Source organism: Arthrobacter sp. A2-55 (genome assembly GCF_025548615.1).
In the GTDB taxonomy this organism is placed as follows: domain Bacteria; phylum Actinomycetota; class Actinomycetes; order Actinomycetales; family Micrococcaceae; genus Specibacter; species Specibacter silviterrae.
In genome coordinates, this window is the sequence record NZ_JAJLOZ010000072.1 from 1 (window position 1) to 22,887 (window position 22,887).

The 22,887-nt window shown below is 66.7% G+C and carries 22 protein-coding genes; 5 read left to right on the forward strand and 17 right to left on the reverse strand.

Annotated features, from left to right (window positions below; genetic code table 11):
- Window positions 1-139: 139 nt before the first annotated feature.
- The 15 genes from LPN03_RS16855 to LPN03_RS16925 all read right to left on the reverse strand — a co-directional run bounded on the left by LPN03_RS16855 (window position 140) and on the right by LPN03_RS16925 (window position 14,957).
- Window positions 140-682 carry a flavin reductase family protein gene (locus LPN03_RS16855; RefSeq protein WP_262455187.1) on the reverse strand — a complete coding sequence of 181 codons (543 nt, stop codon included), beginning with the start codon at window positions 680-682 and terminating at the stop codon, window positions 140-142.
- A gap of 105 nt (window positions 683-787) precedes the next feature.
- A complete protein-coding gene (gene soxR / locus LPN03_RS16860) occupies window positions 788-1,279 on the reverse strand; it encodes a redox-sensitive transcriptional activator SoxR (protein WP_262455188.1) in 492 nt (163 codons plus the stop codon).
- Window positions 1,280-1,281: 2 nt separating this feature from the next.
- Window positions 1,282-1,809 (reverse strand): gluconokinase, encoded by a 528-nt coding sequence (locus tag LPN03_RS16865; RefSeq protein ID WP_262455189.1) that lies wholly within the window; start codon window positions 1,807-1,809, stop codon window positions 1,282-1,284.
- Window positions 1,810-1,877: 68 nt separating this feature from the next.
- The gene (locus LPN03_RS16870; protein WP_262455190.1) at window positions 1,878-2,411 is read right to left on the reverse strand and encodes a gluconokinase; all 534 of its coding nucleotides are present in this window, start codon (window positions 2,409-2,411) and stop codon (window positions 1,878-1,880) included.
- Window positions 2,408-3,637: a D-mannonate dehydratase ManD gene (gene manD / locus LPN03_RS16875; RefSeq protein WP_262455191.1), complete on the reverse strand. Its 1,230-nt coding sequence runs from the start codon at window positions 3,635-3,637 to the stop codon at window positions 2,408-2,410. Before manD ends, LPN03_RS16870 begins: the two co-directional genes overlap by 4 nt.
- Window positions 3,638-3,704: 67 nt before the next feature.
- A complete protein-coding gene (locus LPN03_RS16880; RefSeq protein WP_262455192.1) occupies window positions 3,705-5,141 on the reverse strand; it encodes a mannitol dehydrogenase family protein in 1,437 nt (478 codons plus the stop codon).
- Window positions 5,138-6,619, reverse strand: coding sequence for a glucuronate isomerase (gene uxaC / locus LPN03_RS16885; RefSeq protein ID WP_262455193.1), 1,482 nt, complete (start codon window positions 6,617-6,619; stop codon window positions 5,138-5,140). Before uxaC ends, LPN03_RS16880 begins: the two co-directional genes overlap by 4 nt.
- Window positions 6,620-6,651: 32 nt before the next feature.
- Window positions 6,652-7,551, reverse strand: a complete 900-nt coding sequence (locus LPN03_RS16890; protein ID WP_262455194.1) for a sugar phosphate isomerase/epimerase family protein — start codon at window positions 7,549-7,551, stop codon at window positions 6,652-6,654.
- Window positions 7,552-7,589: 38 nt separating this feature from the next.
- Entirely contained in the window at window positions 7,590-8,696 is a 1,107-nt protein-coding gene (locus LPN03_RS16895; RefSeq protein WP_262455195.1) for a Gfo/Idh/MocA family protein, read from the reverse strand.
- Window positions 8,689-9,501, reverse strand: coding sequence for a sugar phosphate isomerase/epimerase family protein (locus LPN03_RS16900; RefSeq protein WP_262455196.1), 813 nt, complete (start codon window positions 9,499-9,501; stop codon window positions 8,689-8,691). The genes LPN03_RS16895 and LPN03_RS16900 overlap by 8 nt, the downstream gene beginning before the upstream one ends.
- A 45-nt stretch (window positions 9,502-9,546) precedes the next feature.
- The gene (locus tag LPN03_RS16905) at window positions 9,547-10,626 is read right to left on the reverse strand and encodes a LacI family DNA-binding transcriptional regulator (protein ID WP_262455197.1); all 1,080 of its coding nucleotides are present in this window, start codon (window positions 10,624-10,626) and stop codon (window positions 9,547-9,549) included.
- A 333-nt stretch (window positions 10,627-10,959) separates the two neighbouring features.
- Window positions 10,960-12,126 (reverse strand): Gfo/Idh/MocA family protein, encoded by a 1,167-nt coding sequence (locus tag LPN03_RS16910; RefSeq protein WP_262455198.1) that lies wholly within the window; start codon window positions 12,124-12,126, stop codon window positions 10,960-10,962.
- A 32-nt stretch (window positions 12,127-12,158) separates the two neighbouring features.
- Window positions 12,159-13,019: a sugar phosphate isomerase/epimerase family protein gene (locus LPN03_RS16915; protein ID WP_262455199.1), complete on the reverse strand. Its 861-nt coding sequence runs from the start codon at window positions 13,017-13,019 to the stop codon at window positions 12,159-12,161.
- 44 nt (window positions 13,020-13,063) lie between these two features.
- Window positions 13,064-14,071, reverse strand: a complete 1,008-nt coding sequence (locus LPN03_RS16920) for a Gfo/Idh/MocA family protein (protein ID WP_262455200.1) — start codon at window positions 14,069-14,071, stop codon at window positions 13,064-13,066.
- Between the two features lie 37 nt (window positions 14,072-14,108).
- Window positions 14,109-14,957 (reverse strand): sugar phosphate isomerase/epimerase family protein, encoded by an 849-nt coding sequence (locus LPN03_RS16925; RefSeq protein ID WP_262455201.1) that lies wholly within the window; start codon window positions 14,955-14,957, stop codon window positions 14,109-14,111.
- A 295-nt stretch (window positions 14,958-15,252) separates the two neighbouring features.
- On the opposite strand from LPN03_RS16925, the gene LPN03_RS16930 reads away from it, so the two are divergent.
- Window positions 15,253-16,296 carry a LacI family DNA-binding transcriptional regulator gene (locus tag LPN03_RS16930; RefSeq protein ID WP_262455202.1) on the forward strand — a complete coding sequence of 348 codons (1,044 nt, stop codon included), beginning with the start codon at window positions 15,253-15,255 and terminating at the stop codon, window positions 16,294-16,296.
- A 19-nt stretch (window positions 16,297-16,315) separates the two neighbouring features.
- On the opposite strand, the gene LPN03_RS16935 is transcribed toward LPN03_RS16930, so the two are convergent.
- Window positions 16,316-17,329: a LacI family DNA-binding transcriptional regulator gene (locus tag LPN03_RS16935; protein ID WP_262455203.1), complete on the reverse strand. Its 1,014-nt coding sequence runs from the start codon at window positions 17,327-17,329 to the stop codon at window positions 16,316-16,318.
- 188 nt (window positions 17,330-17,517) lie between these two features.
- On the opposite strand from LPN03_RS16935, the gene LPN03_RS16940 reads away from it, so the two are divergent.
- The 3 genes from LPN03_RS16940 to LPN03_RS16950 are packed head-to-tail and all read left to right on the forward strand — an operon-like array spanning window position 17,518 to window position 20,779.
- The gene (locus LPN03_RS16940) at window positions 17,518-18,873 is read left to right on the forward strand and encodes an ABC transporter substrate-binding protein (RefSeq protein WP_262455204.1); all 1,356 of its coding nucleotides are present in this window, start codon (window positions 17,518-17,520) and stop codon (window positions 18,871-18,873) included.
- A gap of 23 nt (window positions 18,874-18,896) precedes the next feature.
- Window positions 18,897-19,874 carry a carbohydrate ABC transporter permease gene (locus tag LPN03_RS16945; RefSeq protein WP_165180905.1) on the forward strand — a complete coding sequence of 326 codons (978 nt, stop codon included), beginning with the start codon at window positions 18,897-18,899 and terminating at the stop codon, window positions 19,872-19,874.
- Window positions 19,871-20,779, forward strand: a complete 909-nt coding sequence (locus tag LPN03_RS16950) for a carbohydrate ABC transporter permease (protein ID WP_262455205.1) — start codon at window positions 19,871-19,873, stop codon at window positions 20,777-20,779. The genes LPN03_RS16945 and LPN03_RS16950 overlap by 4 nt, the downstream gene beginning before the upstream one ends.
- Window positions 20,780-20,913: 134 nt before the next feature.
- On the opposite strand, the gene LPN03_RS16955 is transcribed toward LPN03_RS16950, so the two are convergent.
- Window positions 20,914-22,413: a GuaB1 family IMP dehydrogenase-related protein gene (locus tag LPN03_RS16955; RefSeq protein ID WP_262455206.1), complete on the reverse strand. Its 1,500-nt coding sequence runs from the start codon at window positions 22,411-22,413 to the stop codon at window positions 20,914-20,916.
- A gap of 324 nt (window positions 22,414-22,737) precedes the next feature.
- Between LPN03_RS16955 and LPN03_RS20970 the strand changes: the two genes are divergently transcribed.
- A partial coding sequence (locus LPN03_RS20970) for a 2-oxoglutarate dehydrogenase E1 subunit family protein (RefSeq protein ID WP_410468614.1) occupies window positions 22,738-22,887 on the forward strand: 150 nt, incomplete at its 3' end.

A 22,887-nucleotide genomic window follows, 5' to 3' on the forward strand; every position in this document is an offset into this window, starting at 1 on the left:
TTTGCCGGCTTGTACAACGTTTGCACCGGAGCGTGATCCCACGCTGGGCGAACCGTTGTGCCGGCCCCTAGATTTACTTTCCATAGGTTTTTCAGTCTACATGAGCGCCTGCCCCGGCCCCGGGGCGGCGGCGCGCCATTCAACTTTCCGTCGGGAGCCCCTGCCCGCCCAGGCCGTGGTAGCCGCGCTGGTGATACACCAGCGGCTCGCCCGGAGATTCCGGGGCAATGACCTCCACCACGGCGGCCGCCACCAGGAGTGAGGAACCCGCCGCGGTCCGGCTCAGGACCTTGCACCGCAGGGCGAAGCCGGCGTGCATGAGCAAGGGCTCTCCCGTGTCCAGCCGGGTCCACACCATGGCGCCGGTGAAGCGTTCGGTGGTGGGGCTGGCAAAGGCCCGGGCCAGCCCGACGTCGGACGCCGTGAGCAGGTGGACCACCAGGGAATCCGCCACGGCGATGGCTGCGGCGGAACCCTTCTGGGATGCCAGGGAAAAGGCCAGGATGGGCGGCTCCGCGGAGACGGAGGCCACCGAGGAGGCCGTGATGCCGACGGGCCCCGTGCCAATGTCGGCCGTGATGATGGACACCCCGGCCGGGTGCCCGCCGAAGGCTGCCTTGAAATTGGCGGCTGCCTGGCCGGAATCGGGGCAGGCTGTGGGCATTTCGGCTTGCGTGCTCATGGGGGCATGGTTCCTCTCGCGGCGGCCCGCCACGAAAAGGAGGGCCACAAGCAACACTAAAACCTCAACCATGGTTGAGGTCAAATCGCGTACGGGTGCCAGTACCTAGTTTCGGCGGGAGGAATCGAAGGCCCGGGCGCCGGGCCCCTGCCCGGCCACCTTGTCATCCGGGTTCACAAAGCCGCATTCGGCCAGGGACAGGCAGCCGCAGCCAATGCAGCCGCCCAGGCTCCCGCGCAGCTTTTCAAGGGCCCCGATGCGCGCGTCCAGCTCGCCGCGCCAGTGTTCGGACAGCCGCTGCCAGTCGGCGCTGTCCGGCACGCCGTCGCTGGGCAGTTCCGCGAAGGATTCGGCCACCAGCGCCAGGGGGATGCCGGCACGCTGGGCCGCCCGGATGACGGCCACCCGCCGCAGCACCGAACGCCGGAAGCGGCGCTGGTTGCCCGCCGTGCGCGTGGAAAAGATCAGGCCCTGCCGCTCATAAAAATGCAGGGCGGACACGGTGGCGCCACTTCGTTCGGCCAGCTGCCCCACAGTCAATTGTTCCTCGGCGCTGTGCTGGGAACCGGCGCTGTGCTGCGTTCCGGCGCTGGCCATGGCTAGCGGGCTGCCGCCAGCTCGATGCCGGCCACGGCCTGGGCCAGCAGTTCGGTAATGCTGGCGGAAATGTCGATCACCACGGCGTTTTCATCCTTGCCCAGCGGTTCCAGGGTGGCCAGCTGGGAGGCCAGCAGGGCCGGCGGCATGAAGTGGCCGGAACGGCCCTCCAGCCGGGAGCCGAGCACTTCCAGAGAGCCGTCAAGGTGCAGGAAAATGGTGTCGGGTGCCTTCGCCCGGATGACATCGCGGTAGCTGCGCTTCAACGCCGAGCACGCAATGACAATGCCGGCCGCTTTGGTGTTGGCCAGTTCGTCGCCCACGATTTCCAGCCACGGCCAGCGGTCCGAGTCATCGAGCGGGATTCCGGCAGCCATCTTGTGGATGTTGGCGAGCGGGTGCAGGGAGTCCCCGTCCAGGAACGGGAAGCCCATGGCGTCGGCCACGAGGGCCCCGATGGTGCTCTTGCCGGAGCCGGAGACGCCCATGACAATGACGCGGGTGGCAGGCGTTCCTGCTGTGGTGTCCACTGGTGTATCCATACTCTCTTGTATACCAAAGCTTGCCCCGGGCGGCCCCATCGGCTTCGCTTCATTGCTTAGGCGCTTTGCCGCAGGGCGATGCCCTTCAGGCGCACGACGGCGTCGCCCACCAGGGCGTCCACGGGCGCCGATATGTCGATCACCACTGCGGGCTCGTCATCCCCCGGCGCTTCCAGGGCGGCAAGCTGCGAATCCAGCAGGGCGGCCGGCATGAAGTGGCCCGAACGCCCTTCGAGCCGGGTCTCCAAAACTTCCCGGGCGCCGTCCAGGTGCAGGAACACCGCATCTGGCGCCTCGGCAAGGATGGCTTCCCGGTAGCTGCGCTTGAGCGCAGAGCAGGCCACCACCAGGCCGTTGGCGGAGGAGGCCAGCTCCCGGCCGACGACGGCCAGCCAAGGTGCGCGGTCGGCGTCGTCCAGCGGAATGCCGGCCGCCATCTTGGCGATGTTTTCCAGCGGGTGCAGGGAATCCCCGTCCGTGAACGGCAGGCCGAGCCCGGCTGCGACGAGGGCGCCAATGGTGCTCTTGCCGCAGCCGGAAACCCCCATGACCACGATGCGGCGGGCCGGAAACGCTGCCCCGCCGTTCACCAGTCGTGGACCGTTCCGTCAATGAGCCGGTTGTAGGGCAGGTAGGCCTGCTGGTACGGGAATGCCGCTGCGGCCTCCTCGTTGAACTCCACGCCGATGCCGGGCTTCTCTCCGGGGTGCAGGTAGCCGTCCTTGAACGTCATCGACTGCTGGAACACTTCGTTCGTGGCGTCGGAGTGCTGCATGTACTCCTGGATGCCGTAGTTGTGGATGGCCAGGCCCACGTGGAGCTGGGCGGCGAAGCCGATGGGCGAAATGTCCGTGGGGCCGTGGAAGCCGGACTTGATCTGGTACTGCGCAGCGAAGTCCATGACCTTCTTCAGCGGCGAGATCCCGCCAAAGTGCGTCGAGGCGGCCCGCACGTAGTCGATCAGCTGTTCCTTGATGATGGTCTGGAAGTCGAACACCGTGTTGAACACCTCGCCGATGGCCAGAGGGGTGGTGGTGTGGGAACGGACCAGGCGCAGGGCCTCCTGGTTCTCGGCCGGGGTGCAGTCCTCCAGCCAGAACAGGTCGTACGGCTCCAGCGCCTTGCCCAGCTTCGCCGCCTGGATGGGGGTCATGCGGTGGTGGCCGTCGTGGAGCAGGGGCAGTTCGGGGCCGAATTCGTTGCGGACGGCCTCAAACACGGTGGGCAGGTGGCGCAGGTACGCGCGGGTGTCCCAGTCCTCCTCCTGCGGGTACGTGCCCCGGCCTGCCGGCTCGTAGTCGTAGCGCTCCCCTGAGGCCTGCGCCTGGGCCGCCACCCCGTAAACGGCCTTGATGCCAGGAATGGCGGTCTGGACCCGCACCGACTTGTAGCCCAGTTCCAGGTGTTCGCGGATGGAGTCAAACAGCTGCGGGATGTCGGTGCCGGAGGCGTGCCCGTAGGCGCGCAGGCCGTTGCGGGAGGCCCCGCCCAGCAGCTGGTACACCGGCAGCCCGGCAATCTTTCCCTTGATGTCCCACAACGCCATGTCGACGGCGGCGATGGCGGCCATGGTGACTGGGCCGCGGCGCCAGTAGGAACTGCGGTAGATGAACTGCCAGGTGTCCTCGATGCGGTGCGGGTCCCGGCCGATGAGCAGCTGCGCCACGTGCTCCTTCAAATACGCGGCCACGGCCAGCTCGCGCCCGTTCAGCGTGGCGTCGCCAATGCCCGTCACCCCCTCATCCGTGGTGATTTTCAGTGTCACGAAATTGCGGCTGGGGCTGGTGACAAAAACTTCTGCGGAAACAATTTTCACGGGGGGGTTCCTTCCGGGAGGCGGTCAGGGGATGAAAAGACAAGGTACTTGGGCCTGTGCGGCCAGTTTAGGCCGGTCGCTGCACGGCCAATCCGTCCAATGCGGCAGCGACGGCGGCAGCGGCCGGGGCGTCCCCCGGCAGCCGGGCATCCAGGATGCCCAGGAGGGCGGGAAGGTCTTCCCCTGCCGGCAGGGACAGGGCTGCGCCAAGTTCGACGGCGGCCGAGTCGGCCAGGGTGCTGCCCGAGGCACGGGCCATGCGCAGGAAGGCCACCCAGGCGGCGATCATGCGGGCCGCACCGGTGCCGGGCCGGCCGGCCGCGAGCTCTGCCTTCAGGACGGGCACTGCACGCATGCGCAGCTTGCTGGAGCCGTCCATGGCGATCTGGGCCAGGTGGTGGGCAATGCGGGCATTGCTGAAACGCTCCAGCAGCGCGGCCCGGTAGGCGGGGATGCCCAGGCCCTCGGCAGGCAGGTTGCGTTCAGCCTCGTCCCAAAACTCGGTGATCCAGCCGGCGCAGGCAGGATCGGCCAGGGCCTGTGCAACGGTGGCGTGGCCGCGCAACTGGCCGGCGTACGCCATGAGCGAGTGGGCGCCGTTGAGCAGCCACAGCTTCCGGTTTTCAAAGTCCTCGATGGTGTCAACAAACACGGCGCCGGCGCTTGCCCAGTCCGGGCGCCCGGCGGGAAAGGCTCCGCAGAGCACCCAGTCGCTGAACGGCTCCGTCACCACGGGCGACGAGTCCACGTAGCCGCACTCAGCCTCCACCAGCGCCACGTCCGCCTCTGTGGTGCGCGGGGTTATCCGGTCCACCGAGGTGCCGACAAAGCTGACGTTCTCCGCGACCCAGGCTCCCAGCCCGGGATCGACGACGTCGGCCAGGCCACCAATGGCGGCACGGGCGGCGGCAGCGTTGTTGGCCAGGTTGTCACAGGCGACGACGGCGATGGGCCCGGCACCGGTGCTGCGGCGGGCCGCGAGTGCCTGGACCAGGCGGCCGGCCGGCGTGGCAGCGGCGGGCGGGCGGTCGCCGTCGTCGTTGGCAGTTCCGGCGGCACCCGGGGCGGTGGCCTGTCGGAGCAGGTCAATGTCAGCCTGGACCGCAGGGCTGGCGAAGTCCAGGGTGCCGTCGGCCCCCAGGTGGTATGCGGCCTCGGTGATGGTCAGCGTCACAATGGCCGTGGCCGGCGCGGCAACGAGCCGGGCCAGCGCGGCAACGTCGGCGCCGTCGTGCGCTTCCACGATGGCGGACATCAGCTCAAACCGGTCCCCGCCCTCGCCGCGCTCGATAAGCGTGTACAGGCCGTCCTGGCCGGCCAGTGCAGTGGCGGCATCGGGACGCCGGCCTGTGAAGGCGGCGATCCCCCATTCCGCGCCGTCGCTGGCGTGCTGGGTGTACCAGGCCTGGTGGGCCCGGTGGAAGGCGCCCAAGCCCAGGTGGACAATGCGCACGGGGGCCGCGGGGGCAGCTTGTGCGGTGCTTCGATTCAACGGTTCGGTCACAGCTTGAACGCCCTCCGAGGTGCGGCGTCGACAATGTCCACGATGATCTCCTGGGCGCGGGCCTCGCTGACGCGGCGCTCGGCGACCAGGCGCGCCAGGAAGCTCGCCTCAATGCGGCGCGAGGTGTTGTGGCGGGCAGGGATGGAGCAAAACGCGCGGGTGTCGTCAATGAAACCGGAGGAACGGGAGAAGCCGGCTGTTTCGGTGACGGCGGCACGGAAGCGCAGCATGGCGTCCGGCGCGTCCAGGAACCACCACGGGGCGCCAATGAATACGGACGGGTAGAACCCGGCCAGCGGCGCAATTTCACGGGAAAAGACAGTTTCGTCAATGGTGAACGGGATGAAGTGGAAGCCGGGTGCCGTGCCGAAGTCCTCCAGCATGGGGCGCAGGGCCTCGGTGTAGCTGACGGCGAACGGGATGTCGTGGCCGGTGTCCGCCCCGAAGGTGTTGAAGGATGCGGTGTGGTGGTTGCGGAACACTCCGGGGTGGATGGTCATGACCAGTCCGTCCGCCACGGACATGCGGGCCATCTGGTACGTCATGTGGGCCTCGAACACATCGGCGTCCTGGGCGGTGGCCTCGCCGCGGCGGGCCTTGTCGAAGAGGGCAGCGGCAGTGCCGGCTTCGAGTCGGAGCGTCTGTGCCGTGCGGACGCCGTGGTCTGCGGAGACGGCGCCATGCTCCACGAAGTACTGGCGGCGGTTTTCCAGGGCGCGGAGGTAGCCCTCGTAGCCGCCGATGCCGTCGCCGGCCGTGTCAATGAGCCTTTCAACCCGCTCCGCCCACCCGGCTGCGGCGAACTTGATGTAGGCATCGGGGCGGAAGGTGGGCAGCACCCGGCCGGCGAAGGTGGGGTCCTTGGCGATGGCGGCATGGGCGGCCAGCTCGTCGAGGGGATCGTCAGTGGTCGCCAGCACCTCGATGTTGAATTCCTTGAACAGCTGGCGCGGGCGGAATGCCGGGCTCTTGAGCTTGGCGTCGAGTTCGTCAAACAGCGCGTCGGCATTTTCCTCGCTGACCTCCCTGGACAGGCCAAAGACGTGCTCAAAGGAGTCGCGCATCCAGTAGCCGGAAGCTGTGCCGTCAAAGAGCGGCCACGCCTTGGCGAACTCGCGCCACGTTTCGCGGGGTTCCACGGCCGTGGTGCCGCCCACCCGCAGGCGCTCCAGCGGAACGCCGCTGGCGTGGATCAGGCGGGTCACGTAGTGGTCCGGGCTGACCAGCAGAGTTGCGGGGTCCGGGAACGGGGTGTCCTGTTCCAGCATGGCCGCATCCACGTGCCCGTGCGGGGAGATGATGGGCAGGCCCTCAACCCGTGCCAGCAGTTCGCGGGCGATGCTGCGGGTGCCGGGATCGGCGGGCAGCAGCCGGTCCGGATCCGCAGCCGGAGACGGCCGCGCACCCGCCTGGACGTCGGCTGCGGCGTCCGCCGGGAACAGTGTGCGCGTGGCGATGGGCGAGAGGAAGTGTGACATAGCTCAATAGTCCTTCGTTCCAATCAACGTTGTCAACCGGTTGCCAAAAAATTGCCATTCAATCCCGAGGCCGCCCAGTCGAAAGAGATTTTGTGGCTGTCGTACAGTGATTCCATACTGGGACGGTCCACCTCCACCATGTAGTCGCCGTCGTAGTTCGCCGGCATGGCGGCCAGGATGCCCGGCAGGTCCAGGGCGCCCAGGCCCGGCTCGGCCCACATCCGCCCGGTTCCCGTGACCTCGAAGTAGGCCATGCCCGCCCGGGAGGCCGGCTCCAGGTAGTCGGGGAAAACGTCCTTGATGTGGATCCCGCCAACCCTGTCGGCATAGCGGGCGACCATGGCGGCAGGGTCCATTCCCGCCCAGCGCAGGTGGCCCGTGTCCGGGCCGAATCCGATGGTGTCCGGCCCCAGCGTGTCCAGCAGGGACGTGATTTCGTGTTCGGTCTCAAAGACGCCTCCCACGTGCGGGTGCAGGAGCGGGCGCAGCCCTTCCGACTGCAGGACTTCGCAGCTGCGCCCCACGTTCTCGATGGCGGCCGCAAGACGGCCTACGTTGAAATCCGTGCCGACGGCGGGTTCGGCGCGGCGGGCGGGCAGCTCAACCGATGAGACCATGGTGCGGTCCAGCCCCAGTTCCGCCTGGACGGCAGCGAAGCACCGGGCCCTTTCCAATTCGGCCTTCATGTCAACGGTTTCATCGAAGGCTGAGTTGAACAGGCTCAGGGACGGGGCCAGGCCAAAGCCGGCAATCCAGTCACGGTAGGCGCCGGCCGTCATCCCTTCGGGCACATCTGCCTTGACGGCGGTGAAGCCGATGCCGGCCAGTTCCTCAAAAGCCCGTCCCCGCACCTCTGGGGTCTTTCCGTCCCTCGCCCAGTAGGCAATGGGGTTCACAGCAAGCCGGGGCCGGCGCGGGGTGTCCGGGTTCACGGTGTCCTTCCCTTGGGGCATCTGGGCCATCGGGTTTCTCAGGCGAGGCGCACGGGCAGTCCCGTGCGTGCGGATTCATACGCGCCCGTGATGACGCTGAGCGAAAGCCGGTTCTCCTCGAGCCCCACGCGCGGGGGCCTGCCGTCCCGGACGGCGGCCAGGAAATCGAGGTATTGGCGGACATGGGCGTCGGAGAGCTCGGCCGGATCGGAACCGGCGGACGGGGCTCCCCCAAGGTTCGGGCCGTAGTGCTCCAGCTGGTTGCCGGCACCTGCCCCGCCATAGAATATTTCCTCCGGCGCCTGGCCGGCCGGGGTGGTGTGGATGTAGCTGAGCTGGTCGTTGTCAATGACGGCCGAGCCACGGTCGCCGTGGACCTGCAACCGGGCGCTCAGGCCTGGAAAGGCGGCAGTGGAGGCATGCAGCATGCCCAGCGCGCCGCCGTCGAACTTCACCACGCCAACGGCGACATCCTCCACGTCGATCCGTTCGTGGGCCGTGCGGGAGGTGTACGCGAACACCTCCACGGGTGTGCCGAGGGCCGCGACCAGCAGGTCAACGGTGTGCACGCCCTGGTTCATGAGCGCCCCTCCCCCGTCCAGCTCCCAGGTGCCGCGCCAGTACCCGGAGTCGTAGTAGCCTTGGCCCCGCCACCAGTCGATCGAGGCAATGCCGGATGTCAGCCTGCCCAGGCCGCCGTTGCGGAGCGCCTCCAGGACGATCTCCGTGGACGGGTCGAAGCGGTGCTGCGAAATGACGGTGACCGTCCTGCCGGCAGCGTCGCGGGCCGCAATGATCGCGTCCACTTTTTCCGGCGTGATTTCCGCCGGTTTTTCAATGACCACGTGCCGCCCGGCCTGCAGGGCCTCGATGGCCACCTCGCCGTGGACGCCCGTGGGGGTGCACACGGCCACCGCGTCGATGGGGTGCGCGGCCAGGGCCGCACCCAGGGAACTGTACTCGGGAACCCCGTACTGCCGGGCCAGGGCCCCGGCCTTGGCCAGGTTGAGGTCGACGACGGCGGCCAGCACGGCCTCCCTGCCCAGCCCGGAAATGACGGCTGCGTGGCGGGTGCCGATCATGCCCGCACCGACGACGGCAAAGCGCAGTTTGGCGGCGTTGCCCCTGCTGCCCGCATTATCCATGAATGGCGTCCTTTGACTTGTGAAGGCCCGGGTCCCCGGCAAGCCAGGAATGCAGTTCGCGGGCGTCCAGGAGCATCTGCTGCGGGCTGTCCTCGGCAACAAATTCCAGCATGAGGTCAATTTCCTGGGCACCGCCGTGCGACAGTGCGTCCAGGCGCCCGCGCCAGGCAGCGGAAAGCTCTCCCAACGGCAACCGGCTGCCGTCTGCCTGCCACGAAAAGACGTGGAGTGCGTCCACCTGGCCCTTGAGCAGTTCCAGTTCCGCGAGGGCCGGGGCATCTGGGATGCCCGGGCGTGGCTGCCAGTAGCTCCGCACGGGCTGCCCCTCAACCTCCCTGGCTGCGGCGATGTCCGACAGCAGGGCGAGCGTTGATTCCGCCGTGTCGGTCAGCGTGTTGCGGTGGAATTCCAGGTGGAGGGCGATCCCCCGGGCTGCCGCGTGGTCTGCCGCCGAAGCAATGCACAGGGCAATGCGGATGCGTTCGGCGTCGCTGGTTTCGGCGGAACCCGTGCTGCCTGCCCAGACGCGGATTCGCGGGGCGCCCAGGCGCGAGGCCGTGGCGGCAATTGAGTCAATGGAGGTGCCGTCCGCCCGCCAGTACGAGCCATAGCCCTCGATCCCGATCCCGGCTTCGGCACACAGTTCCCGGGCCCGGTCCGCCTGGCTGTCATCGCCCGGCACAACGTGGACATCGCCGCTCCAGGAAATCTTTCCCAGCCCGGCATCGGCGGCCAACTGCACGATCTCCGCCAAGGACAGCTTCCTGAAGGTCACGGACATGAGCCCGGTGTTAAAAACGGTCATCACTTCTCTTCTGTGGGGTGGTTCCTTCAGTACGGGATGAATCAATCACGCCGTGGCGGCACCCGGCCCCGGAGCCTGCCGGGGTGAGGGACCCGTTGAGCCCCGCAGCACCAGTTCGGTCCGCAGCACCGGGAGCCTGTGGGGTCCCGGACCCTTGTCCAGTTCCTCCAGAACGTAGCCCAGTGCGGTGGTCCCCAACTCATGCAGCGGGGACTTGATGGTGGAAAGTGGAGGCGTGGTGAAGTCGGAGCCAAAAATGTTGTCAAAGCCAAGGATGCTGAATTCGTCGGGAATGTTGACGCCGGCCGCCTGCAGCTCCCGCATGAGCCCAATCGCCATCAGGTCGTTGTAGCAAAAGACAGCTGTGGCAAAGCCTTCCCTGACAGCAGCCGCCGCCCGCCTGCCGCCGTCCACGGTGGGCACGCCGGAGGCCACCACGGTGGCGGACAGGCCCGACCAGTCACTGCGGGCCTTGATGGTCTCCCACCTGCGCTGGGACATCCAGGACCGCTCGGGCCCCGCCACATAGGCGATGTGGCGGTGGCCCATCGCCGCCAGGTGGCGAAGGGCGTCGGCCACGCCCGCTTCGGTGTCGGCCACCACCGAGCCGACGCCGTCCACGGCCCGGTTGATGACCACCACGGGCTTCTGCGACGCCAGTTGCGAGATGTCGGCGTCGGACAGCCGCGGGCTGGCCAGAATCAGGCCGTCCACCGTGGCCAGCATGCGGCGGGCGGCCGTCAGCTCCAACTCCGCAGATTCGGTGGATTCTGCGAGCATCAAGGTGTAGTCCCGGGCGGAGGCGGCGGTCCCGGCGCCGCGGATGACGTCAAAATAGGCCGGGTTGGTGATGTCGGAAACTATCAGGCCAATGGTGCGGGTGCGCCCCGTGGGGAGCGCCCGGGCAAAGGCGTTGACCTGGTAGTTCAGTTTCCGCGCGGCATCCTCGATCCTGGTTTGGGTCTTGGCACTGACCCGGCCGGGGGTGCTGAGGGCACGCGATACGGTGGAAGGATTGACGCCTGCCAGCTCCGCGATGTCGTAGATGGTGGGCGCCTGTTTTCCACCCGCCATCCGCTTGGTGCTGCGGGGGCGCGGTGCCTGCATGCCGGTGGTCTCGCTCATGGGATCCTTCGCATTAGTCGCTCACTACATACCGTAACCCGGATCACGCCATGGCGAGCAGCACCTCCTCCGTAATGGCGTACGCGGGCCGTTCGCCCCGGGCCAGGCGTTCCACCTCGTTGACGGCCAGCGCGCCCATGCGGGTCAGCTCGTTGCCCACGGGCCCGGCTCCCCACGCTGCTGCTGGTGGGCACCGGGCTGGTGCCGGCGGCCCTCGCCTGGTGGGCGGCGGCCGGCTGGATCAAGCAATACCGCAAGGTGAGCGCACCGTAAGGGGCACGCCAAAGTCCGGTCCCGGCGTCGTGCCTGGACCGGACTTTGGGATGGAGGAGGCTAGGCCCTTTCGGGGTACTTGCCCTCCTCGCGGATGTGCCCGTTGAGGAGTGCCAGGAACTCGTCCTCGTCAAAGTCCAGGCCCACTTCAGCGCCCTTCCAGCTGGAGAGGTGGATGGCGTTGGCCAGGCGGACGCCGTTGATGCCGTCGGAACCCGGCGCCAGCAGCGGCGTGCCGTCCAGGATGTTTGCGGCGAAATTCTCCAGTACGCCGGCGTGCTGGGCGCCCCAGGCGGACTCAAACTCGATGACCTCGGTGGTGAGGTACTGGTCCATGTCCAGCTGGCCCATGAACAGCTTGCGCACGTCCTCCATGCCCATGCCCTCGCTGATTTCACGTTCCTTCCGGTTCATGCGGGTCACGGTGGCCGTCTTGCTGCCCTCCACCACGATCTTTCCGGCATCACCGAGGATCTCGAAACGGTCGGTGCCCACCATGTCGTGCGTGGCCGTGACAAAGGTCCCCGTGGCCCCGTTGCCGTAGTCGACGAGGGCGGTGACCTCGTCCTCCACCGCGATGTCGCGGCGGTAGCCATAGGAAACCTTGGCGAAGACCGACTTCGGCACCCCGCAGATCCACTGCCACAAATCCAGCTGGTGGGGTGCCTGGTTGACCAGGACGCCGCCGCCCTCCCCGCCCCAGGTGGCCCGCCAGGCGCTGGAATTGTAGTACCCCTGCGGACGCCACCAGGTGGTGATGATCCAGTTAGTGCGCAGGATGGTGCCAATCTCGCCGGCGTCGACAATTTCCTTCAGGCGCCGGTACAGCGGATTGTTGCGTTGGTTGAACATGATGGCGAACGACAGCTCCGGCTTGCCGGCGGCGTACTCGTTGAGCTCCTTCACCTGCTTGGTGTACACCCCGGCCGGCTTCTCCACGAGGGCGTGGATGTTCCGGCCCAGGGCGGCAATGCCGATTTCCGGGTGAAGGTAGTGCGGCACGCAGGTGACGACGGCGTCAATGTCGCCGCTGTCCAGCATGGCCACGTAGTCGTCATAGACGTGGACGCCCGGGTAGCTTGCGGAGGCGAGTTCCCGCTTGGCCGCATCGGTGTCGGTGAGCGCGCCGATTTCCATGTTCGGCACCAGCCCGTCCGTGATGAACTTGGCGTACATGCCGCCCTGCTGGCCCAGGCCGATGATGCCGAGGCGTACTGTCTTGCTCATTGTGGTGTCCTTCTGTGGTGATTGGGCCGGGGTCAGAACAGTTCCGCGAACCCCATGGCTGTGAGGTTGCGGTGCGATGTTTCCAGCGCCTCCCAGACGGTGCGACCGTACAGCTCGTCCTGCTCCACGAGCAGGTACCGGGCGCCGGCAGCCTGTGCTGCGGGGACGATGGAGCTGAAATCCAGGTTGCCCTCCCCCACCTCGGCAAACTGGACCACGTCCTTGAATGCGGCCATGAAGCCGGCCTGGTCCCCGGCGTCGAGCAGGCCGAATGCCTGTTCCGGAAGCATGCCGATCCGGTAGTCCTTGAGGTGGACCATGGCCGTCTGTCCGGCATATTTTTCCAGTGTGCGGACGGGGTCCAGGCCGCCGCGCTGCACCCAGTGGACATCGATTTCCAGGCCCATGGCCGGGGAGTTTTCATTGATGATGTCCAGCAGGTATTGGCCGTTGAACTTCGCAAACTCAATGTGGTGGTTGTGGTAGTACAGGCTGATGCCCTGGTCCTGGAGGCGTTCGGCGTAGCCGTTGGTTTCCTTGGCGAACTCAACCAGGGCATCGACCGACTTCATGGCCGGGAACGGCAGCATGCCGATCCGCAGCAGTGTCGTGTCGAGGCGCCTGGCGTCCTCAACAATCTTTTCAAAGTCGTCCTTGAGGGAATCCCCGGGGCGCCCCACAGGCTTTTCCATCATGACTGACAGGGACGCCACGTCCATGCCAAGCTCGGCCTGGGCCCGCTCCAGCTCGGACACATTGCGTTCATCCATGGGGATCTGGGAAATTTCGACGGCGTTGTAGCCGAGAGCGCTGACCTTGCGGAGCGTGTCAAAGGCGCCCGCTTCCGCAAAGCTGTCCTTGAGCATCATTGCCTGTACACCGATTTTTGCCACGATGGTCCTTATCCGTTGCTGGGTTTTTTGGTGGGGGTGCGCGCCTAGGAAACAGCGGCCAGCTGGCCGGGGTAGCTCTGGGCGTAGACGGCCTTGATGATGCGCAGCGTCTTCAGGGCCTCGGCGGGGTCAATCCAAAACGGGCCGTCCTGGCCCAGCTGGGCATAAAAGTCGGCAATGTAGAGCTGGTGTGAGACGCCCCAGTAGTCCCGCCCGCCGGAGTCGGCACGCCGCTCCTGAACCACCTCCACGCATCCGTCCGCATGCGTGATGGCCAGGTCGCCGCGCAGCTGCAGCGTTGCCTTTTCGGCCACAATGTCAACAGTGATGGGCGCGTTGGCGGCGTTGGCGAGGGTCGCATAAAAGACGCTGCGGGCACCATTGCGGTGGCTGAGCACCAGCTCGGCCGTGTCCTCAACCTCGATGCTGTCCCCGAGGGCGCGGGTGGCGGCATGGCCGGAGACGCCGGTGACCTCCCCCACCATCCACTGCAGCAGGTCAAGGGTGTGGATGGCCTGGTTCATGAGGAGACCGCCGCCGCCGCCCGCCCACGTGCCGCGCCACGGCCGGCTGGCGTAGTAGGCGGCATCGCGGTGCCACATGACCGTCCCCGAGCCGCCCAGGATGGCGCCAAACTCACCCGCGGCGAGCCGCCGGTGCATGGCCTGCACGGCGTGGTTGTACCGGTTTTGGAAGCAAATGCCGATGCGGGCGGAACTGGCGGCCGCAGCGGCAGCCAGCCGTTCGCCGTCCGCCAGGGTGCTGGCAAGGGGCTTCTCGCTGATGACGTTGATGCCGCGTTCCAGTGCCGCGATGGCCGGGTCCGCGTGCTGGTGGTGGGGTGTGCAGACATGCACGACGTCGGGCCGCACCGTTTCAAGCATGGCCGCCGCGTTGCTGTACCCCGGCACCCCGTGGGCCTGCTCCGCTGCCGTGAGCCGGCCTGGATCAGTGTCGCATACGGCCACGAGCTCCGCGTCCGGGATGCCGGCCATGGCCTCAAAGTGGACTGTGGCAACGTCCCCGCAACCAATCACGGCAACTCTGGGCATGCTGACTCCTGATAGTGGTGGGTGTGATGGCAGGAAACTAGGCGAGCGTGATGCCGATGGAGTCCGCGGCCGCACGGAACGCGCGGGCGGCCACGCCAAATGCGGCCGGTCCGGAGTAGCCGCCGAGTTCGTGCTGCACCGCGAGGTGCGGTTCCAGTGAGGCGAACCCGGTGTAGCCGTCGCTGCGCAGCGCCGCCAGCGTCTCCATCAGCTCGCCGTCGCCTTCACCCGTGGGGACCACCACGCCCGTGGCGGCCACGGCGTCCTTGACCTGCAGGTATTCCAGGTGCGGGCGCAGCATGGCATAGGCGTCGGTGAAGGGCTTCACGCCCACCTGGACAAAGTTGGCATTGTCCCAGGCGGCCCGCAGCGCGGGCGAGTTGACGGTTTCCAGGATGTCCAGGACGCGCTCGGGGGTGTCGCCGTAGATTTCCTTTTCGTTCTCGTGGATCAGCACCACGCCGGCCCCTTCGGCCTCCGCGGCCATCAGCGACATGCGCTCCATGACGGCGTCCCGGATGTCCTCCGGTGTCTGGTCCGCCGCGCGGAAGAAGGAGAACAGGCGGATGTAGCGGGTGTCCAGCGCCTTGGCCACCTCAATGATGCGGCGCAGCCGGGTGACTTCATGGTCTGCGGGCAGGCTGATGTCCACCTTGCCGATGGGGCTGGCGACGGCGGAGACTTTCATGCCCGCCCCGTCCAGGACCGCCTTCAGTTCGGCCACCTGGGCGTCATCCAGTTCCGAGACATTGGTCCCCCAGGCGCTGCGCACCTCAATGTGGGAGGCCCCCAGTGCCTGGAGGACGGCAACCTGGACCTTGGGGTCAGGGTCAACTTCGTCGCCGAACCCGGAAAGGGTCCAGGTGGGGTGCTGGGCATTGGGCAAGGGGGCCTCCACTTTCGAAAAAACAGCTGCCTGGGGGCCGGGGACGGCCATTCCCAGTGACTCACTTCACAAGTCTCGCTGTCTAGAAGCCTAGCCCCCCAAGCAACAGGCTGACAACCGATTGCCAATATTCTTTGCCGACCGTATTGTTGGCACATGCGGACAGGGGCCCGTGCCACCTTGGCGACCGGCCGGAGCGAACCCCTCCCAACGGCGTCCACGCCCGCCCTCCATTCCTGGCGCCGCTTTCAGTCACCCCGTTCACACCGCCCAGCTAGCGAAGGTCAGGCCTGTCATGAGTGCTAAACCCTCCGGCGACACCCCGGGCCGCCCCACCACCATCCGAGATGTCGCTGCACTGTGCGGGGTAACGGCGTCTACGGTGTCCCGCGCCCTGACCACCCCGGGCCGGGTCAACTACCGCACCCGGGCGCGCATCGAAGCGGCAGCCGCGGAGCTCAACTACGTGCCCAACGCACAGGCCAAGGCACTCAGCTCCGGCCGGACACGGGCAGTTGCCGTGCTGGTTGCCGACATCACCAACCCCTTTTACTTTGACATCATCCGGGGCACCCAGCTCCAGCTCAAGGCCGCCGGCTACACCCAGCTGCTGGTGGACACGGAGGAATCCGACGAGGTTGAGGTCAACACCCTGGAACAGATGCGCCAAACGGCCGACGGCGTCATCCTGACGGCATCCCGGCTGTCCGACGAAGCCCTGGCCGCCGCCAGCACCAAGATGCCGCTTGTGACGATCAACCGGGACGTGGCTGGCGTCCCCTCCGTCATCCTGGACACGCCAACAGCCACGAACCAGGCACTGGACCACCTGATCTCACTGGGGCATTCGCGCATCGCCTACCTGGGCGGCCCGGAAACATCCAGCTCCAACATGCGGCGCTGGGATGCACTTTCGGCGGCCGCGATGGAACGCCACGTCGAGGTGGTGCGGCTGGGCCCCTTTGCGCCCCGGACCTATTCGGGAGCAGCGGCCGCCGATGCGCTGGTCCATTCCGGCGCCACGGCCGGCATTGCCTTCAACGACCTCATGGCCATCGGCATGCTGGCACGCCTTCGTGAACGGGGGCTGCGGGTGCCTGAAGACATGAGCATTGTGGGCTGCGACGACATATTCGGGGCCGATTTCTGCAGCCCGCCGCTGACCACTGTCACCGCCCCCGTGGAACAGGCGGGGCGGGTGGCCGTCACGATGCTCCTGAGCCAGCTCAACAGGGGCCGGGGGGCCCTTCCCCGCAGCCAATCCGTGCTCCCCACCTACCTGACCATCCGCGGTTCCACGGGTGTCGCGCCGGCCCGGCCGTCGTCGTTGGGTTCATAGGGGCGCCAGGGCCCGGGGGTCAGCGCCGCAGGGGCGCCGGCCCCGTTGATTCACGCACAGTCAGGTGGGTGGGCAGCTGCGAAACCTGGCGGGCTGCGAGCGGGCCGCCGCCCAGCCGGTTGAGCAGCATGCTGGTGGCAACCCGGGCGGCCTGTTCGACGGGTGCCGTGATGGTGGTCAGGGGCGGGTTGCAGAAATCGGCGCCGAAAATGTCGTCGCAGCCGATAATGCTCACATCCTGGGGCACCTTGATGCCGCGGGTCCGAAGGCGCCGCAGCATGCCAATGGCCAGCAGGTCGTTGAAGGCAATGCAGGCGGACGCCTTGCTGGTGAGCAATGCATCCGCGGCGGCAGCGCCGGACGTTTGCTTCGGCGAGTAGGGGCCCAGCCGCACTGCGTCAACCCCGTTCTCCCTGGCTGCTTCCTCAAACACCTGCCAGCGCCATTGGCTGGACCAGGACTGGGCGGGGCCGGAAATGAAGGCAATCCGGGAATGGTCCAGCGAGACCAGGTGCTGGAAGGCCTGGTGGATGCCGTAGCCCGGGTCGATCAGGACCGCGGGGACGCCGGCGTCGTTCCTGTTCAGGGCCACCAGCGGGACCCTCTCCGCGGCACCCGCCAAGGCGCCTGTGGACAACCGGGAAGCAGCCAGGATGACGCCCCTCGCGGAAGGGATGACGCTCTCCAGGGCGGACTCCTCGACGTCGGCCGACTCTTCAGTGTCCACCAGGAGCTGGGTGTACCCGGCGGCCTTGAGCTGCTCCTGCGTGCCGTGGATGATGTCGAAATAAAACGGATTCGTAATGTCGGGCACCAGGAGCGCCACGGCCCTCGGCTTTGCGTCCGGGCCTGAGGGGGTGCGCTGCCTGGCCTCGTAGCCGAGCTCCTGCACGGCCCGCTGGACCGCCGCCGTGGTGGCCGGGCTGATTCGGCCCGGCTCCGAGAGCACCCGGGACACAGTGGATGTTGCCACCCCGGCGGCCCTGGCAACGTCGCGCAGGGTCGCCCTGCCCCTGCCTGGCACTGAGTCCATCCGCAACTGCTCCTACTCCCCGCGCCTTCGCTGCCAAGGCGCTTGTCAACAGTTTGGCAATTTTTTGGCAACTGATTGCAACCCTATTGCCAAGTCTATAGAGTCTGATCATTAGCCGCATCCTATGACGCAGCTCACACGCGCATCATTTCATTGTTCAGGCTTTTCATTGTTCAAGGAGGAACCAGATGGAAATTACACGCAAGAATTTTCTCATTGGAATCGGCGGCATGGGCGCCCTGTCGCTGGCACTCGCAGCCTGCGGGGGATCCCCCGACACGTCCAGTTCCGGCACCGGCAAGGTTGACGGCACGGGCAAGACCCTGACCGTGCTGTTCAGCACCAAGGCACAGTATCCCGAGGAGCAGAAGGCCTGGTTCGCCAAGACGGCCGAGGACTTCAAGACGCTCACGGGCGCAACCCTGCAGTGGGAAACGTTTGCGTCGGCCAATGATGAGATGACGCGCATCCAGACCTCAGTGGTCTCCGGCACCGGCCCGGACGTCTACGGCCTGGGCACCACGTTCACGCCCACGGCATACTCCACCGGGGCCTTCGTCAAGATGGGTGATGCCGAGTGGAACAAGGTGGGCGGCAAGGACAAGTTTGTCCCCGCCACCCTGGGCATCTCCGGCCCCGATGCGAACAACCAGATCGGCATCCCCTTCGTGAGCCGCCCGTTTGTCATGGCCTACAACACGGAGATGCTCAAGGCCGCGGGCATCGACAAGCCGGCCACCACGTGGGATGAGCTTGCCGACCACGCCAAGAAAATGACGAAGCCCGGACAGTACGGCCTGGCCATTGCCTACAAGGACAACTTTGACCCCTGGAAGTTCATCTGGGGCATGTCGATCCAGGGCGGCAACCCGATCATTGACGGCAAGAAGGTCCGCATTGACGACCCGACCGTCCTGGCGGCCTACGAGGCCTACTTCGGCTGGCTCACCAAGGACAAGGCGGTGGACCCCGCCTCCGTTGGTTGGGGCAACGCGCAGGCCCTTGCCGCGTTCGCCGCGGGCAAGGCCGGCTACTTCCCCATGACCTCGCCGCTGAGCATCCCCACGCTGGACAAGTCCGTCATGAAGGGCAAATACCAGTACGCCCTGCTGCCCTTGGTCCCCCCCGGCCAGACTGCCCGTCCGTCCGGCGGCGTGGAGGCTGCCAGCATCCTCTCCGGGGACAACCTGGTGGTGGCGGACTACTCGCAGAACAAGGACCTGGCGTTCGCGTTCATCAAGATGATCACCGACACCGACGCGCAGGCCAACTACTACAAGATCTTCGGCGAGATCCCCACCAACGTGGAGGCCGCGAAGTCGCTGAAGTCCGATCCCCTCGTGGCACCTGCGCTGGATGCCGCCTCGAAGTCTGTGGCCACCCCGTTCAGCGGCGCCTGGGGCGACGTTCAGCTTGCCCTGACCAACATTGCCGTCCAGACCATTCCGGACCTGTCCGCAGGCTCCGTGAGTGAATCGGCCCTGTCCGGGCGCATCAAGACCGCCCAGTCAACCGCCCAGGCGGCCCTGGACCGGGCCAAGTAAAGCTGCGCTGAAAGACTCCTCCCATGACAAGCGAAATCGCCGGGAACACCCTGCGGGATGAGGCAACACGTCCCGCAGGGGGGCCTCCCGCCCCCCAAAACAAGAAACGCAAAGGCGTCACCGAACGCGACCGTCCCTTGTGGCTGCTGGCCCCCGGCGGGCTCCTCATTGCGGTCATTATTCTCATCCCGCTGGTGCTGGCGCTCTACATGTCGCTGATCGACCTGGACCAGTACACGCTGCGCAAGTGGCTGACCACCCCGTTCATTGGCGTTGAAAACTTTGTCGAGGCGCTCACCAAGACAGACCTGCTCCGGTCCATTTGGATCAGCGTTTCCTTCGCCGTCGTCTCCACCATCGTGACCGTGCCGCTGGGCGTGGCGGCCGCCGTCGTCACCCAAAACCCGTACCGCGGCCGGGCCATCGTCCGTGCCGTGTTCCTGATCCCCTACGTGCTCCCCTCCTTCGTGGTGGCCACGGTTTGGCGCACCATGCTCCAGCCGGACGGCATCGTCAACAGCGTGCTGCACAATGTGGGGATCGATCCGGGCCTGTGGCTCAACGGGCCCATGTCCTACTGGACGCTGATCCTCGTGGAGATCTGGGCCGCCTGGCCATTCATTTACCTGCTGGCACTTGCCGGCCTGCAGTCGGTGGACCACGAGGTCCACGAGGCTGCCGCCATTGACGGCGCGCTCTGGTGGCGCAAGCTGCGTGAAGTCATCTTCCCCTACCTCAAGGGCCCCGTGTCCCTGGCGTTCCTGCTGGGCACCCTGAACCACATCAACAACTTCACCCTGCCGTTTGTGCTGTTTGGTGCGCCGGCACCGGCGGACGTCAATGTCCTCCCGATCCTGGTCTATGTGACAAGCTTCCAAAGTTTCCGCTTTGGCTTGAGCGCTGCCATGGCAGTTGTCTCGCTGATCCTCATCGCCATTCCGCTGTTTATCTACCTGCGGGCAGTCAAGCTTGACGTCTCTGACGACGGAGGGAAGAAATGAGCACCCAAACCCGCACGCGTTCCGCCACCCGGACCCCGCGAAAGGGGCGCAGCGCCGAGGTCACCAGGCTGATGCCTACGTGGCTCATCGCCGTCCTGACCACCCTGCTGTGCGTCCTGGTGCTGGTGCCCGTTGCCTACATCTTCCTGGCGTCGCTGAACTCCGACGTCGGCGTGGCCCGCGGGGAATTCTGGCCCAGCCAGTTCTCGCTGGAAAGCTACACGAAAATTTGGCGCAGCGTGGGACTGGGCAAGGGCATCATCAACAGCCTGGTCGTCTCCGGTGCCGTTGCCGTGGTCTCCGCGCTGATCGCCATCGGCACCGCGTATGTGCTGGTTCGCTTTTCCTTCCTGGGCAGGCTGACCATGCTGCGCGGCCTCCTGGGCCTGCAAAGCATCCCGGGCACGCTCATGCTGCTGCCCGTGTTCGTGCTGTTCGCCTCCATTGGCGCCTGGGTGGGCATCACCATCATCGGCACCCTCTGGGGACTGTTCATTGCCTACCTGACGTTCGCCCTGCCCTTTTCAACGTGGGTCATGGTCACGTACTTGAGGGGCCTGCCGCGTGAGCTGGAGGAGGCCGCGCGCATTGACGGTGCCTCCAACATGGGCATCCTGTTCCGCATCATTGTGCCGCTGAGCTGGCCCGGCATTGTCGTTTCCGGGATCTTTGCCTTCCTGCTGGGCTGGAACGACGTGCTGTTTGCCTCGATTTTCACCAAGCCAAACACGGCGACGGCGGCCATCGTGCTCCAAGTCTTCAGCGCCAGCCAGGAAGGCGGCGCCATCCCGGTCTACAGCCAAATGATGGCCGCGGCGCTGGTCTGTGCGGCGCCGGTGGTCATCCTCTACTTCATCTTCCAGCGCTACCTCGTCGGCGGGCTCACCGCGGGCGGCGTGAAGTAGGGGCGGGCCGGCAGCAGCGCCCACACTACAGTTGTGGCGGGCTGGCCGGGACAATAATGCACCGAGAGTACAGATGGGGCGGGCGGACGGGAGGTCCGCCCGCCCCATCTGTACTCTCGACGAAGTGGGCGGGGCTACCAGCTCTGCGGCAGCGGCCGGCCTTCCTCGTAGCCGGCAGCGGACTGCACGCCCACGATGGCGCGCTCCCGGAATTCGGCCAGCGACGCGGCCCCCGCATAGGTGAACGAGCTGCGCAGCCCTGAGGTAATCATGTCCAGCAGGTCCTCAACGCCGGGCCGGGCGGGGTCCAGATACATCTTGGAGGTGGAGATGCCTTCCTCGAACAACCCCTTGCGGGCCCGCTCAAAGGCGCGGTCGCCGGAGGTCCGGTTTTGCACGGCCCGGGCCGAGGCCATGCCGAAGCTTTCCTTGTAGCGGCGCCCGCCGGCGTCCACCTGCAGGTCCCCGGGGCTTTCGTAGGTGCCGGCGAACCAGGAGCCGATCATGACCTGGCTGGCACCGGCGGCAAGGGCCAGCGCAACGTCGCGGGGGTACCGCACGCCGCCGTCGGCCCAAACATGGGCACCCAGCCCGGCGGCCGCCGCGGAGCATTCCAGCACGGCGGAGAACTGGGGGCGCCCGACGGCGGTCATCATGCGGGTGGTGCACATGGCGCCGGGGCCCACGCCCACCTTGATGATGTCCGCGCCGGCCTCGACGAGGTCGCGGACGCCGTCTGCGCTGACCACGTTGCCCGCGGCCACCGGAACCTTCGGGTTGAGCCCGCGCACGGCGTGGAGGGCGTCGAACATCTTGCCCTGGTGTCCGTGGGCGGTGTCCACCACAAGGGCGTCCACGCCATAGGACAGGAGTGCTTCGGCCTTGCCGGCCACGTCCCCGTTGATGCCCACGGCCATGCCAATGCGCAGCCGCCCGGCACCATCCACGGCGGGGGTGTAAATGGTTGAGCGCAGGGCGCCCGTGCGGGTCAGCGCACCCACCACGGTTCCCCCGCGCAGCACCGGGGCGAAGTCGGCGCCGGCAGCATCCAGCACGCCGAAGGCCTTGCGCAGGGCAGCATCCGTGGCGTCCTTGGCGGCCGCGGGATCCAATTCCCCCGCATCGGCACGTGCGCGGATGTCATCAAACGGCGCAGCGTCCAGGGTCAGCACATTGCTGCGCATCACGGAGGCCAGGGAGGAAAACCTGTCCACGCCCTCGCAGTCGGAGCCGCGAACCACGCCCGCGAACTTGCCGCCGTCGACCACCACCACGGCGTTGTGCGCGCGCTTGGGCAGCAGGTGCACGGCGTCCACCACTATGTCTGCCGGTGCCATCACAATGGGCGTTTCAAACAACGCGTCGCGCTGCTTGACCCAGGCGGTCACCGCGCCCAGGACCTCGAGGGGAATGTCCTGGGGCAGGATGGCGATGCCGCCGCGCCGCGCCACAGTTTCCGCCATGCGCTTGCCGGAAACGGCCGTCATGTTTGAAACCACCAGCGGAATGGTGGTGCCGGTGCCGTCGCCGCTGGACAGGTCGACGTCGAGCCGGGAGGTGACAGCGGACCGCGAGGGGACCAGGAAAACGTCCGAGTAGGTCAAATCCGTGGCCGGCGTGGTGAGAAAGCGCATGGGAACTCCCAAATCAAGGCAACATGGCGGCCGCTGTGGCGGTGCCAGGCGGACCAATGGGCCGCAGTCCCCGAGTCTAGCCAAAATGGGCCCCGCCGTGCATGGGAACGTCTGTTCCGCCACATGTCGGGGCGCGCCGCAGGACAGATTGGCTTGCAGGCCAACTTGCTCACTAGACTTACAGGCGGTAAGGGTTTGAAGGACCCCATCCAACGATCGAATAGATCCTTCGGCTTTTGCGCCGTGGCCACCCATACAGGGGTGTTCTCGCGCCGTTCGGTCTAGCAGCGGGCAACAAGAACTCATGGAAGAGGCGTAATACACGTGCCAGAGCAATCCATCCACCGTCTACCCGAGGAATTTGGCGGAAACGAGTGGCTCGTCGATGAGCTGTACGAGCGCTACCAGGCGGACAAGAATTCGGTGGACACAAAGTGGTGGCCCCTGTTTGAGTCCTTTGACGCAGACGACGCC